Here is a 13,261-nt window from a genome sequence, read left to right on the forward strand (position 1 = left end):
GTCGAACACACGCCGACCCCCATCAACGCCCCCCGCGAACCCGTAGCTCGTAGGCGCAGCTACTCGTCGTCCTCGTCGTCGAGGCGGGCCAGCCATGTGGCCAGGCGTTCCACCGGTACCTCGAAGTCCGGGTTCAGGTCGACGAACGTTCGCAGCTGCTCGGCGAGCCACTCGAAGGTGACCTCCTCCTCGCCGCGCCGCTTCTCCAGTTCTTCGATGCCTCGGTCCGTGAAGTACATGCTGCCAAGGATAGAGGGGCGCGGGTGCGCAAACGGCGGGGCCGCCCCCCCCCCCAGGGGATGCGGCCCCGCCGCGTGCTGTCCGCGGGAGCGGCTACGCCTCGAACACCTCGCGCACCAGCTGCTCCTGCTCCGCCTGGTGCCGCTTGGCGGAACCGACGGCGGGCGAGGAGCTGTGCGGGCGGGAGATCCGGCGCAGGCGCTCGCCCGCCGGGATGTCCGCGCCGACCGCCAGGTCCAGGTGGTCGATCAGGTTCAGGGCGATGAACGGCCAGGCGCCCTGGTTGGCCGGCTCCTCCTGGGCCCAGAGGTACTTCTCGGCGTTCGGGTACTTGGCGATCTCCGCCTGGAGCTCGGCACCCGGCAGCGGGTACAGCCGCTCGATGCGGATGATCGCGGTGTCCGTGACGCCGCGCTTGGCGCGCTCGGCCTCCAGGTCGTAGTACAGCTTGCCCGCCACGAAGACGACCTTGCGGACCGCGGCCGCGTCCACCGTGGTGTCGCCGATGACCGGGCGGAACTGACCCGAGGTGAACTCCTCCGTCTTCGACGCGGCGGCCTTCAGACGCAGCATCGACTTCGGGGTGAAGACCACCAGCGGCTTGTGGTGCGGGTTGTGCACCTGCCACCGCAGGAGGTGGAAGTAGTTCGACGGGAGGGTCGGCATCGCGACCGTCATGTTGTTCTGGGCGCAGAGTTGCAGGAAGCGCTCGACGCGGGCGGACGAGTGGTCCGGGCCCTGGCCCTCGTAGCCGTGCGGGAGCAGGAGGGTGACGCCGGACGTCTGGCCCCACTTCTGCTCCGCCGCCGAGATGTACTCGTCGACGATCGTCTGGGCGCCGTTGACGAAGTCGCCGAACTGGGCCTCCCACAGCACGAGCGCGTCGGGCCGGGCCAGCGAGTAGCCGTACTCGAAGCCCATGACCGCGTACTCGGAGAGCAGGGAGTTGTAGACGTTGTAGCGGGCCTGGTCCTCGGCGAGGTACTGCAGCGGGGTGTACTCCTCGCCCGTCTCGCGGTTGATGAGGACCGCGTGGCGCTGGCCGAAGGTGCCGCGCTGGGAGTCCTGGCCGGAGAGGCGGACCGGGGTGCCCTCCAGGAGCAGGGAGCCGACCGCGAGCGTCTCGCCCATGCCCCAGTCGATCGTGCCGTCCTCGACCATCGCCGCCCGGCGCTGCAGCTGCGGCAGCAGACGCGGGTGGACCTGGAAGCTGTCGGGGATGTTGACCTGGGACTCGGCGATCCGCTTCACGGTCTCCGTGGAGATCGCGGTGTTCACGGCGACCGGGAACTCCGCCTGCGGGTCCGACACCGGGCCGGAGGCCGGCTGGGAGGTGACGGCCTCGCGGACCTCCGTGAAGACCTTCTCCAGCTGCCCCTGGTAGTCCTGCAGGGCCTGCTCGGCCTCTTCCAGGGTGATGTCGCCGCGACCGATCAGGGACTCGGTGTAGAGCTTGCGCACCGAGCGCTTCTTGTCGATCAGGTCGTACATCAGCGGCTGGGTGAAGGCCGGGTTGTCCGACTCGTTGTGACCGCGGCGGCGGTAGCAGATGAGGTCGATCACCACGTCCTTGTTGAACGCCTGGCGGAACTCGAAGGCCAGGCGCGCGACGCGCACGACCGCCTCCGGGTCGTCGCCGTTCACGTGGAAGATCGGGGCCTCGATCATGCGGGCCACGTCCGTCGCGTACATCGAGGAGCGCGAGGACTCGGGGGCCGCGGTGAAGCCGACCTGGTTGTTGATGACGATGTGGACCGTGCCGCCGGTGCGGTAGCCGCGCAGCTGCGACATGTTCAGGGTCTCGGCCACCACGCCCTGGCCCGCGAAGGCCGCGTCGCCGTGCAGGGCGACCGGCAGGACGGTGAAGTCCGTGCCGCCCTTGTTGATGATGTCCTGCTTGGCGCGGGTGATGCCCTCGATGACCGGGTCGACCGTCTCCAGGTGGGAGGGGTTCGCGGCCAGCGAGACCTTGATCTGCTCGCCGTCCAGGCCGGTGAAGGTGCCCTCGGCGCCCAGGTGGTACTTCACGTCGCCGGAGCCGTGCATCGACTTCGGGTCGAGGTTGCCCTCGAACTCGCGGAAGATCTGGGCGTACGACTTGCCGACGATGTTGGCCAGCACGTTCAGCCGGCCGCGGTGGGCCATGCCGATGACGACCTCGTCCAGGCGGGACTCCGCCGCGCTGTCGAGGACCGCGTCCAGCAGCGGGATGACGGACTCGCCGCCCTCCAGGGAGAAGCGCTTCTGGCCGACGTACTTGGTCTGCAGGAAGGTCTCGAAGGCCTCCGCCGCGTTCAGCCGGCGCAGGATGCGCAGCTGCTCCTCGCGCTCCGGCTTGGTGTGGCCGCGCTCCACGCGGTCCTGGATCCACTTGCGCTGCTTGGGGTCCTGGATGTGCATGAACTCGATGCCGGTGGTGCGGCAGTACGAGTCGCGCAGCACGCCGAGGATGTCGCGCAGCTTCATCATCGACTTGCCGGCGAAGCCGCCGACGGCGAACTCGCGCTCCAGGTCCCACAGGGTGAGGCCGTGCTCGGTGATGTCCAGGTCGGGGTGCTTGCGCTGGCGGTACTCCAGCGGGTCGGTGTCGGCCATGACATGGCCGCGGACCCGGTAGGAGTGGATCAGCTCGAAGACGCGGGCGGCCTTGGTGACGTCGTCGTCGTGGCTGGCGTCGATGTCCTTGAGCCAGCGGACCGGCTCGTAGGGGATGCGCAGGGCCTCGAAGATGTCGTCGTAGAAGCCGTTCTCGCCGAGCAGGAGGTTCGCGACGGCGCGCAGGAACTCGCCGGAGGCGGCGCCCTGGATCACCCGGTGGTCGTAGGTCGACGTGAGCGTCATGACCTTGGAGATGCCGAGCTTGTTCAGGGTGTCCTGGCTGGTGCCCTGGAACTCCGCCGGGTAGTCCATGGAGCCGACGCCCATGATCACCGACTGGCCGGGCATCAGACGCGGCACGGAGTGGACGGTGCCGAGGCCGCCCGGGTTGGTGAGGGAGACCGTGACACCGGTGAAGTCGTCCATCGTCAGCTTGTTGTCGCGGGCGCGACGGACGATGTCCTCGTAGGCCTGCCAGAACTCGAAGAAGTTCAGCGTCTCGGCCTTCTTGATGGCGGCCACGACGAGCTGGCGGTCACCGTTGGGCTTCACCAGGTCGATGGCGAGGCCCAGGTTGACGTGCGCCGGCTTGATCAGGGTCGGCTTGCCGTCCTTCTCGCCGAACGACCAGTTCATCGACGGCATGGCCTTGATGGCCTGCACCATCGCGTAGCCGATCAGGTGCGTGAAGGAGATCTTCCCGCCCCGGGCGCGCTTGAGGTGGTTGTTGATGACGATGCGGTTGTCGAACAGCAGCTTCACCGGGACCGCGCGGACCGAGGTGGCGGTCGGCAGCTCCAGGGAGGCGTTCATGTTCTTCGCGACGGCGGCGGCGGGACCGCGCAGCGTCACCAGCTCCGGGCCCTCCGGGGCGGCGGCCTCGGCGGCGGGCGCGGCCTTGGCGGCCGGAGTCGGGGCCGAGGGCTTCGGCGCGGCGGGCGCGGGGGCCGGTGCAGGCCCGGTGGCCGGCTCGGGCCGGGGGGCAGGCTCGGGCTCGGGTGGGGAAAGGGTGTGGAGGCGGGTTGCTGCGGCGGTGGACACGAGCCGGCTGTCGTCGTCCGCCAGCCGCTGGAGCTCGTCAAGGGCGCGTCGCCGTACGAGGTCGTTGCCGATCCGGTGCAGGTGGGCGAGCCCGTCCACGGCCCCCAGCCGGTCGATGGCGATGGGGCTGCCCAGTGCGTGACGCAGGTGGGCGGGCAGGGACCAGTTGATGTTGCGGGCGATGACGATGCGGCCCTCGACGTTGTCCTGTTTCTTGGGCCGCTGTTGCGGCATTTCGTCGACGACCCGGTCGTGGACGTAGCCGTACAGTTCATCGAGGGTGATGTCGCCGTCGCCGTCCAGATCCGCGCTGCCATCGCGCAGCCCCTGCACCAGGTAGCGGGTGAACACCGACTGCACGGCCTGGCCGTGCGCCCGGTTGCCCTCGAATGAGTACTGCGTTGCGTCCGATGCGGTCAGCACGGTGCGGCCCCGGCCGTGGAAGCGCTCCAGTGCATGCACCGCGGTGTCGCCCTTGGAGATCCGGCCGGCCGGGAACGCGCCGCTGTAGCAGCAGTCGAGAATCAGTACCTTCTGCCGCGAGGCGCATCCCTCCATGGCCTGGTCGATCTGCTCGGCGGACAGCGCGGTGAACAGCAGGCCGTCGCGGCGCGTGTTGGCCATCGCCAGGTACAGCCGGCCGTCGTCGTCCTTGAGGCCGTGGCCGGTGAAGTACAACAGGGTCAGGTCGTCGCGCCGCCGGTCGCGGTAGAAGTCACCGACGGCCTCACCGACGAGATGATGCGGCTGGTTGACCAGGGTGGTGACCTCGAACCCGGCGATGGCCGGATCCCGCAGCACCGTGGCTAGAGCCTCCGCGTCGTGCGCCGGCGCGGTCAGCTGCCGCAGGGCGCTGTCCTGGTACTCGTAGGTGGCGATGAGCATCGCCAGGCGGCGGCCCATGGCTAACTGCCCGCGTGCCGACGGATGTACGCATCGATCAGCTCGCGCCGCTCGGTGGCGGAGGCCCGTTCCAGTTCGAGCGTGTCGCCGTCGATGGTGAGCGAGACCCGATGCCGCGCGGAAGAGCGGGCCAGGTGGTCACGGACGGTCTCGATGAGCGCCGTGAATACGCCGCCGGTCGCGCTCAGCGCCACGACGATGGCGCCGGTGGTGACGGCATCGGCGCCCTTGGCGGTGTCGGGAGCGGGGGCATGGGAACCAGCATGCAGCGACTCGACATCCAGATCGGAAATCTCGCTCCGCAGGCGGCGGATCACCCGTTCCGCCGCCTCCGGATCCAGCTCGGGATCAGGTGCGATGGCGAGCAGCACCTCCATCACATCGCTCGCCCGCCGATGTTCCGGGCGGCCTCTCGCCGACGCGCTGTCGTGCATACGTCCGTCCCCCGGTGACAAGTCGCAGCGAAGCCGTACCTCACAGTGTGGCCCCATTCGGCCACGGACGGCAGTCAATTGACTGCGTAGGTCAGGACCGGCTGGGCACCCCGCGACATCGAGGAGGGCGTGCGGGCCAGCATCACCTACCCCCCGGCGTCGGCGGGGAGAACGCCATGGCCGCCGTGCCCGGCGAGATCGGCGTCGGAACACCCCTGCGTCGGTGGGGAGGACGGGCTCGGGGTCGACAGCGTCATGGCGGTTACCGGAACGCTCCCGCGTTCGCGGGGGTGTTCCGCGGCAGATGGCGCGGCGAGCGCGGTAGCCGGTGTCCTCCTCGCCGATGCGGGGGTGTTCCGTCACGGCAGTTCCCGCACTTCGGCTTCGACTGGTCCTCCCCGCCGATGCGGGGTGTTCCTCAGCACGTAGCGCAGCGGGCCGAACTGCATCCGTCCTCTCCGCCGATGCGGGGGTGTTCCTCGCTCCGGGAAGTGCTTGAAGACCCAGCGGGCGTCCTCCTGGCCGACGCGGGGGTGTTCCGAAGACCTTCCAGTTCCAGATGAAGGCCATGCGGTGCCGGGCCGTGGGGCTTCTTGCTGTCGCGGACGGACGCTATGCCGGGGGTCCTTGCTACGTCGACGCGGCTCTGGTCCCCGCTGGAGTAGGACGACTTGAACCAGTCGAGGTCGGTCTGGGTGGCGTGGGGGTCGCCCCTCTCCGGGGCCGTTGCCTGGCGCTTCTTTCGATGGCAGGGCCGCCCGCCGTGCTGGCAGGGGGCGCGCCAGGCCGGATATGGTTCCGGCCCCCTCCCTGATGGCGGAATGCCGGGGGAGGGGGCCGGATTTGGTAGCGGGGGCGGGATTTGAACCACGCGACCTCTGGGTTATGAGCCCAGCGAGCTACCGAGCTGCTCCACCCCGCGTCGGTGCACTCAGCGTATGCCATCCGGGAAGCGGCTGCAGGGATTTACCCGCGCGCCCGGCGCTGGTACGTGATGCCGTGCCGACGACATCACCGTCTCCGACCACCGCGTCATGTACAGCAACCTCTGATGCGGATGTGGAGCGCCCGGCTCTTCGGCCGCGCGTTGCTTGCGCGAGTCGTGCGGGCCGTTGCGCGCATGCTTTTTGCCCAGGTCCTGATCGTCATGCCTTCCCCGCGCTGCCGAGGCCGACGGCGGGAAATGTCCGTGCGTGGGGGTGTACGCACGGGCCGCGGTCAGCCCTGTGTCCCGTGCACTCGCCTGCACCGATCACACCATGCGGAGCGCGGGTGTCAGGGGCGGTATGGAGGCTCAGGTGTCTTGAGCCGCTGCCCGCTCCTCGGTTGAAGGTTCGGTTGGCTCCTGCCCGGTCAAGGGCGCCTGCGGCGGCGTGTACCCGCTCTGAAGGCCGGTACGGCGTTGCACCGCGGCTCTACCGCTCGGCGGTGCCGTCCGTGCCGTCAATCTCGTAGATCCGCTCTTGAAGCCGTTCACCGGCCCAGTCCAAGCCGACGTCCAGGTCGAACCAGTGCCGATCCTTTCGGACTCCTGGCGGTGAGAGGTTCACTGCTGCCCACGAGAACACCCCCAGGAGGATGGAACGCCCGTGCTGCGTGGTACGCACGGACAACGCAAACGGCGCGGCGAGTGCCGCGCGGGTGACCAGCATGAGTTGTTCGTCCTCAGAATGTCGACGCCCACCCGTGAGAAACCGGGGCGCTTGAAGGATCTTGACCCACTCGACCACTGCGTCTGCCACCTGGGCGCGCAAGGACTCTTCGATGCCCTGCCGGATGGCGGCCGTGGGATCATCGCCGAGCCAGCCGAGCCAGTGATCAGGATCAGTGAGCTTGCTGAAGTCGTCCTGTGGCACCCCGTGACGGGGATTCTCCTGGTACTCACCTGTCAGTTTCCCGGCGCCATCCACCAACCAGGCGCCGCGGATTGCTTCGGGAGGTACGTAGCCGTTCGGGTCGTCGATATACGTGGGGTCGATCTCGGCGACGCTGCCACCGGGATTCTCTGCAGCCGCAGCCAGCAGCGCCGGCTCGTTCGGTATGCCCTTACGTCGGCTTCGCCAGCCAAAGCGCCCCACGTTTTCTCCCCGCCGTTGCCCGCCCAATTGACCGCGATTGTGCCGCACCGGTCACCGCATGAGGGGGAGGAGTCGGTGACGGCGACGGATGGGGGCGGTTCTCGGCCCGCGCGGCGGTCTGCGTCCCGTGCTGCGAACCCCGACAGATGTGGCATCGGCCAGGCGGCCCACGAGTCCGGGATGGCCTCGTCGCTGGCAATCTGGCGTGTACGCCGAAGCGGTCGGCTGACCCAGGGGCCCCTAGGGCCGGCATCGCGACCCCGACGCAGGTGGTCGGGTCGTAGCGGCCTGGGAAGGCGTGGAGGGGGCGGGTCGGCCCGCGGTGGTGGCCCGTCCCTGCCGGGGCCGTGACCCCCGTCAGGGGTGCAGGCCGACGCGAGGGTGTTCCGCCGGGTCAGCGCCCCGCGGGAAGCCGCGGCCGGGTACTCTCCCGCCGACGCGGGGTATTCCGCCGTTCCGCCGCATACAAGAGGCCGCCGCCAAGGTGGAACAGGGCGAATCCACATGCTCAGGTGGATGCTCCTGAGTTTCCTCGTCGGCACACACGCGGACCTCCCTCCGAGGAACATCCACGCCCGTGACGAGTTCCGCTACTAGGTCCGGCCGCTGATGCGCGCGTTCCTGCTGGAACAGGCGGCCACAAACCTTGCTGCCCACCGGATCGACGAACCCGTGCTCTGGGAGGCCCCCCACCGAATGGTGCGACTGGACCGACTGGCCTGGGACTACCCCCGAAGAGATCGCCGACAGCGACTTCGGCACCTTGATCGCCGACCGGACCCCGGCCGAGGAGACGGCCGCCGCCCTCGGACTGACCACAGAGCACGTGCGGCTCTACTGCGACGCCACCGGCACCACCCAACCGCCGCCCCCTCCCGCATCTCCCGGACTTGGCCGGCGTCGACCTCGACGCGGGATGCTCGACCCGGGCTTCCTCCGCACCGCTCACTCCAGCGGAACTCTCAACCAGAGCCTGATCGCCCGCAGTGCCGGCTGCAGCCTCTCAACCGTCCAAAACGCCCTGGAAGAAGCCGGGATCCCCCGCCACACCATGCTCCGAACCGCTCAACCTTCGCATCACCCGCGAGGAACTCGAGCACGCCTACCTGCACCGACGCCTCAGCATCCCCAACATCGCCGAACAGTTCGGTCTCGACAGGCACCGCCTCAACCTGCTGGCCAAGAAGTGGGGCATCGAGATCCGCCCGAACAGCGCCACCAGCAACCCGTTCGCGCTCCTGTCGAACGCACCGGCCCTGTCCGAGTCGATGGCGGCCATCAGCAACGTCCGCAACTGCGTCGAACGCCTCAGCCGCCTGGTCCGACTGCCCGGCCAACGAAACCTCTGCGCGGCCGCCAGAAGCCCCAGAACGCTACCGGCAACGCTCACGCACCAACTGAATGCCCTGGAGAAGGCCGCCGGCGTTCAGCTGATCGAACGGACCAGCCCCCTCGCAGCCACTCCCGCGGCACCGCTCTCATCCACGAAGCAGAGCACCTGCTCAGCCTCCTGGACGCAGCGCAATCCCCCGTCACCTGACCGGCGGCTCGACCAGCATCACGACGCGGTCCGCCTCGACGTCGAATCCGAGGACCGGACGGCTCCCGTCACCGCCCTCGGCATCCATCAGCACCGGCTTGCCCAACCGGCGACCGATCGCAGCGAGGAATCCGCACAGGGCATCAAGTGGCTCCTGCCCCTGAATCTCCCGCAGGTCGACGTCGAAGTCGATCTCCTCTGCTGCATAGAACCGAAAGATCGCCAACATGTCTTGCACCGGCCGAATCTCCAGATGAGGCTGCTCGGCGTCGGCGGGACGCGACAGCACGACCTCTGCCGGGGGCAGCGGCAGCGCTGTCGAGCCCTCGGAGTACTGAAAGGTCCAGCCCTGCTCCACCATGAGGTCGAGGACCGCCTGCCAGTCTCTCTCCGAGGCATTGGGCACCCACACGTCCGGCAGCGACCCCATCACCTTGGGGTCGAAGAACCACCGGACGTCGTCCCACAGCAGATCAGCCACGGTCCCATCCTGACGCCCCAGTGCACCCTGACCCACCGATTTCCTTGCCCAACGGGCCCTGCTTCGGAGAGCGGGATGCCAGGATGTCCGGGTGGTCAGCGCTGAAGAGTGGATTCGGATCCGTCGCGGCCTGCGGTTTGGACAACGGTTCCGAGGGACGGTGACGGCAGTCCCGAGGCCGGGCGCGACCGGGATATTCGTCGACATCGGTCTTCCGGTCGGAGGGTTCGTCGATGTTCTGCTTCTGCCGGCGGTCGCAGAGCGCTGGCCAGACCAAGGAACCGAGGCCGAATTCGAGATCTGGTGGGCCGATCAGCGACAGCAAGTGCGACTCAAGCCAGTTGACCCGCAGTTCCTGCGTGACGACTTCGCCCACTGGCAGGCGGACCGGCGGCCCGGCTGGCCAGAAGACGTTCCGGTGGACAAGGCATGGGTCGATGCGGCGGCGACGACTCTACGGGGAACTGGCGTGATCGAGGAGACACTGCGCTCAGCAGGCTGGCGGCCGGGACGGCACGTCTCGACGGACCACTGGCGCAAGACGCTCGAGAAGACCGGCCTGGTCCGCATGCACGATGCCGCTGAAGCCTTCTTGGCGGAGTTCGGTGGCCTGGACGTCCAGATCAGCGGCCCCGGGATCACCTGCGCCAAGACCCCCTTCAACTTCGACCCGGACAACCTCATCGGCGAGGAAGGCCGCTTCGCCGACTGGAGTCACACCATCGGGCGCGCCATCTTCCCCCTCGGCGAACTCGATGAGGGCAGATTCTTCCTCGGCATCGACGAGAACAGCGAGATCTACCTGGTCGAGACCTGGCTGGCTACGTTCGGCGATGCCCAGGACGCGCTGGAGAAGCTCATCCTGGGCATCGCCCCGGAGCGGATCGAGACTGCCGACTGAACAGCCTCAGCCGGACCGGGCTCCACTCCGACGATGTTTCTCGGCGGGCCACGCGATTGCTGAAGATCAGCCGATCGACACATTGCTAACGCGACGCGGAATCCGCAGTCTCAGCAGGACCTCCTGCTAATGAAGCGGCCGAACCTACAGCCCTGGCGCGGGTATGTGATGCTGTGCCGACGACATCACGGTCTCCGACAGTCGCGTCATGTACCGCAACCTCTGATGCGGACGTGGAGCGCCCGTCTTTTCGGCCGCGCGCTGTGCGTTGCTTGTGCGAGTCGTGCGGGCCGTTGTGCGCATGTTTTTTGCCCAGGTCCTGATCGTCATGCCTTCGCGCGCTGCCGAGACAGGCGGGAAATGTCCGTGCGTGGGGGTGTACGCACGGGTCACGGTCAGCCCTGTGTCCCGTGCCGGCGCCTGCACCGACCACTCGATGCCGAGCGCGGGTGTCAGGGGGTCAGTTCTGGGTGAGGGAGTTGATGAAGTGTGTCCAGGCGGGGGTGGTGAAGATGAAGGCGGGGCCGTGGGGGTTTTTGGAGTCGCGTACGGCCATGGCGCCGGTGATGCGCGCTGCCTGGACGCACTGGCCGCCCTGGTCGTTGCTGTGGCTCGAGGTGAACCACGTCGTATTGCGCAGGGCGTCGTCCCGGTTGGTCATGAGAATCAGAACTCCTCGATTGCCTTCTTGATCATACTCAGTGACTCTGGGTGCCCCGGAGCGAATGCCTGCAGATCCGTGAAGGCTTCTTCGTAGCGGTCGACGTCGGCCTGCTTGCGGACGACCCAGGCGTCCGAGAGATTTTCCAGGTAGACGATCGGGGCGAAGGTGTCGCGCTCGCGGAACTGCAGGATGGTGAACGCTCCGTTCATGCCGGGGTGCTCTCCGGCCTCGAACGGCACGACCTGGACGCGGACGTTGGGCAGGCTCGAGGCGATGTCCGCGATGTGCTGCAGCTGCTCGCGCATCACGTCGGCGCTGCCGACCCGACGTCGCAGGACTGCCTCGTTGAGGATGGCGATGAGCCGTAGCGGTGAGTCCTTGCGGTGGAGAACTTCCTGGCGGGTCGTGCGGACGGCGACGAGCCGGTCGATCTCCTCTTGGCTCAGTCCCTCGTGCGCGCGGCGGTGCAGGGCGCGGATGTACGGCTCGGTCTGCAGGAGTCCGGGGACGTACTCGGCCTCGTAGTTGTGCAGGGCGGAGGCGGTGGCTTCCTGGCCCAGGTATGCCTTGAAGCCTGGAGGGATCACCGGTGCGTACTCGCGCTCCTGCCACCAGTCCTTCTTGGTCTTGGTGACGGTGGCGTATCCCACGAGCGTGGCGCGCAGTTCGGGTTCGGCTGCGTAGATCTCGCAGAGCGCGATGACGTCGGCCGGCTCGACGACGCCGTTCTCGCCGGCTTCCAGCCGGTTGATTTTCGAAGGGCTGACGACGAGGCGCTTGGCGACCTCGGACGCGGTCACTCCTCGGGCGATGCGGAGGCGCCGGAGTTCCACGGCGAGCTGAAGGCGGCACAACGCGGGCGCGGCCGCCCCGACATCCTCGATCATCCGTCCCCTCCCTGCCCTGGCCCCAGTCTGACGTTGGTGGTTCTGCTGGGGCAAGGAATCTTCTGCAGCCTCGCGAAAAATTCTGCCAGGCCGTGAGTGTCCGTCAGTACATCGACCGTGTATAGGAGTTCGTCACAGAAATCTCTCAACAGAATTCTGTTTAAGTGGTTTCCGTGACAGTGGTTCTGCTGGCATCGTGGTTGGTCAGCAGACAGTGCACGCTCTGCGACCTACGGTGAGCCTGGGTCATTGGGGCGGCCATGACACGCCGACCGGGAGGGCCCCGGATGCTCATCGATGTGCTTGCACAAGACGTCGTAGCCGCAGTCACAGACAGGACCTGTTATCCCGCGCATCTTCGGCACGGTAAGACGGTGTGGGTGGAGGTCCCGTGTGGGGTGGCCGTCGTCGGGAGATCTCCCGCAGCTCGGTTGCCTGGTGAGGGTGTGGGGTTGTGCCGGTCGATCGGGGGACCGGTGAAGTCTTCCTCGAGGGCGCTGGGTTCACGGCTGGAGGCCCTTTCGTACGAGGCTGTCGGTGCCGTCCCGGACGGTCCGTCGGTCGTGCTCTATGCCTGCAGTTTCTCCTCGCGGGCCGCGGTCGGGGGACTGTCGGCGGTGGGGGAGTTCGCTGAGCGTGCGGGCTTTGTGGTGGTGGATGAGGTGTATGACCTCGCGCCGCTGGATGTTGCGCGGCGCCGCCGTGTGGGATGGCTGAGTGTCGAGCGTCTCCTGCTCCAGGGGCGGGCGGCTGGCCTGCTTGCGCCTGCCGAGCAGGAGATTGCCTGGCATCCCGGTGACCGCGCCGCGCTGCGGGCGTGGCTGCTGGCCCTCCCGGCGTTCGCCGTTTTTCCCACCGGCCGGATGGCGGGTGGCGGGGCGGTGTGCACCGGTGGAGTGATGCCGCGTCACGGGGTGGGGGAGGGGCGGCAGTCGTGAGTGCCCGTCGTGAACGCGGCAGCCACATCGAGCCCGAGGTCGAGGCTCTGGCCGTCGTGTGGAGTGAACTGCAGCCGGTGGCGGCGCACGACATCGCGCCCGGCCTCTGCGTGCGGGCGCCGGCGGCCGGGGCGGTGCGGCCGTGTCTGCGGCAGGTGTGGCAGTTGCCGGGCCGCAGCGAGCACACACCGCGTCAGGCTCGCACGCTGGTCGGCGGTATCTGCCGGCGGTGGCGTGTGGCGCGCCGGGTCGTGGACGACCTCCTTGTGATCGTTTCTGAGCTGGTGACGAATGCCGTGGTGCACGCGCCGGGCGAGCACGTCACGGTGGCGGTGGTGCTCACCGCCACTGATGTGGGGGTGGCCGTCATCGACCAGGGCCCGCGCCGCCCGCTGGCTGCGCACGTTGCCGAGGCGGAGGATGAGCACGGCCGCGGGCTGTTCCTCGTTGAGGCTCTGGCCGACCGGCACGGAGCACAGCCCGCCGAAGGGGGCACGGCCGTGTGGGCCTGCCTCACTCTCCCGCCCCCGCGCCCGCTCACCCACAGCGCGCCGCC

At 68.4% G+C, this 13,261-nt stretch carries 11 protein-coding genes and 1 tRNA gene; 3 read left to right on the forward strand and 9 right to left on the reverse strand.

Going from position 1 to position 13,261, the window contains the following annotated elements; all coding sequences use genetic code 11:
• Nucleotides 1–59: 59 nt before the first annotated feature.
• The 7 genes from GRC12_RS33070 to GRC12_RS33100 form a co-directional block, all read right to left on the reverse strand.
• Nucleotides 60–239: a DUF6104 family protein gene (locus GRC12_RS33070; protein ID WP_003992906.1), complete on the reverse strand. Its 180-nt coding sequence runs from the start codon at nucleotides 237–239 to the stop codon at nucleotides 60–62.
• A 94-nt stretch (nucleotides 240–333) separates the two neighbouring features.
• A complete protein-coding gene (locus GRC12_RS33075) occupies nucleotides 334–4,782 on the reverse strand; it encodes a multifunctional oxoglutarate decarboxylase/oxoglutarate dehydrogenase thiamine pyrophosphate-binding subunit/dihydrolipoyllysine-residue succinyltransferase subunit (RefSeq protein WP_244374150.1) in 4,449 nt (1,482 codons plus the stop codon).
• 2 nt (nucleotides 4,783–4,784) lie between these two features.
• The gene (locus tag GRC12_RS33080; protein ID WP_208783345.1) at nucleotides 4,785–5,216 is read right to left on the reverse strand and encodes a hypothetical protein; all 432 of its coding nucleotides are present in this window, start codon (nucleotides 5,214–5,216) and stop codon (nucleotides 4,785–4,787) included.
• Between the two features lie 418 nt (nucleotides 5,217–5,634).
• Nucleotides 5,635–6,087 carry a DUF397 domain-containing protein gene (locus tag GRC12_RS46775; protein WP_308286695.1) on the reverse strand — a complete coding sequence of 151 codons (453 nt, stop codon included), beginning with the start codon at nucleotides 6,085–6,087 and terminating at the stop codon, nucleotides 5,635–5,637.
• Nucleotides 6,061–6,138 (reverse strand) — tRNA-Met (locus tag GRC12_RS33090). The genes GRC12_RS46775 and GRC12_RS33090 overlap by 27 nt, the downstream gene beginning before the upstream one ends.
• Before the next feature lie 493 nt (nucleotides 6,139–6,631).
• Nucleotides 6,632–7,294, reverse strand: a complete 663-nt coding sequence (locus GRC12_RS33095; RefSeq protein WP_208783349.1) for a hypothetical protein — start codon at nucleotides 7,292–7,294, stop codon at nucleotides 6,632–6,634.
• A gap of 1,532 nt (nucleotides 7,295–8,826) precedes the next feature.
• On the reverse strand, nucleotides 8,827–9,315 hold the full coding sequence (locus GRC12_RS33100) for a hypothetical protein (RefSeq protein WP_208783351.1): 489 nt from the start codon (nucleotides 9,313–9,315) through the stop codon (nucleotides 8,827–8,829).
• 91 nt (nucleotides 9,316–9,406) lie between these two features.
• On the opposite strand from GRC12_RS33100, the gene GRC12_RS46780 reads away from it, so the two are divergent.
• Nucleotides 9,407–10,216: an SUKH-3 domain-containing protein gene (locus GRC12_RS46780; RefSeq protein ID WP_208783353.1), complete on the forward strand. Its 810-nt coding sequence runs from the start codon at nucleotides 9,407–9,409 to the stop codon at nucleotides 10,214–10,216.
• Between the two features lie 460 nt (nucleotides 10,217–10,676).
• On the opposite strand, the gene GRC12_RS33110 is transcribed toward GRC12_RS46780, so the two are convergent.
• Together GRC12_RS33110 and GRC12_RS33115 are read right to left on the reverse strand one after the other, a co-directional pair.
• Nucleotides 10,677–10,877, reverse strand: coding sequence for a DUF397 domain-containing protein (locus tag GRC12_RS33110; RefSeq protein WP_208783355.1), 201 nt, complete (start codon nucleotides 10,875–10,877; stop codon nucleotides 10,677–10,679).
• Nucleotides 10,878–10,882: 5 nt separating this feature from the next.
• Nucleotides 10,883–11,767 carry a helix-turn-helix domain-containing protein gene (locus GRC12_RS33115; protein ID WP_208783356.1) on the reverse strand — a complete coding sequence of 295 codons (885 nt, stop codon included), beginning with the start codon at nucleotides 11,765–11,767 and terminating at the stop codon, nucleotides 10,883–10,885.
• A 476-nt stretch (nucleotides 11,768–12,243) separates the two neighbouring features.
• Here GRC12_RS33115 and GRC12_RS33120 point away from each other — a divergent pair, with 476 nt between their 5' ends.
• Nucleotides 12,244–12,705 carry a hypothetical protein gene (locus tag GRC12_RS33120; RefSeq protein WP_208783357.1) on the forward strand — a complete coding sequence of 154 codons (462 nt, stop codon included), beginning with the start codon at nucleotides 12,244–12,246 and terminating at the stop codon, nucleotides 12,703–12,705.
• Nucleotides 12,702–13,261 (forward strand): ATP-binding protein (locus tag GRC12_RS33125; RefSeq protein WP_208783358.1); only part of this gene is annotated, 560 nt, incomplete at its 3' end. The genes GRC12_RS33120 and GRC12_RS33125, both read left to right, overlap by 4 nt.

Origin of the sequence: Streptomyces griseorubiginosus (assembly GCF_017614965.1) — a bacterium.
Taxonomy (GTDB): domain Bacteria; phylum Actinomycetota; class Actinomycetes; order Streptomycetales; family Streptomycetaceae; genus Streptomyces; species Streptomyces griseorubiginosus_B.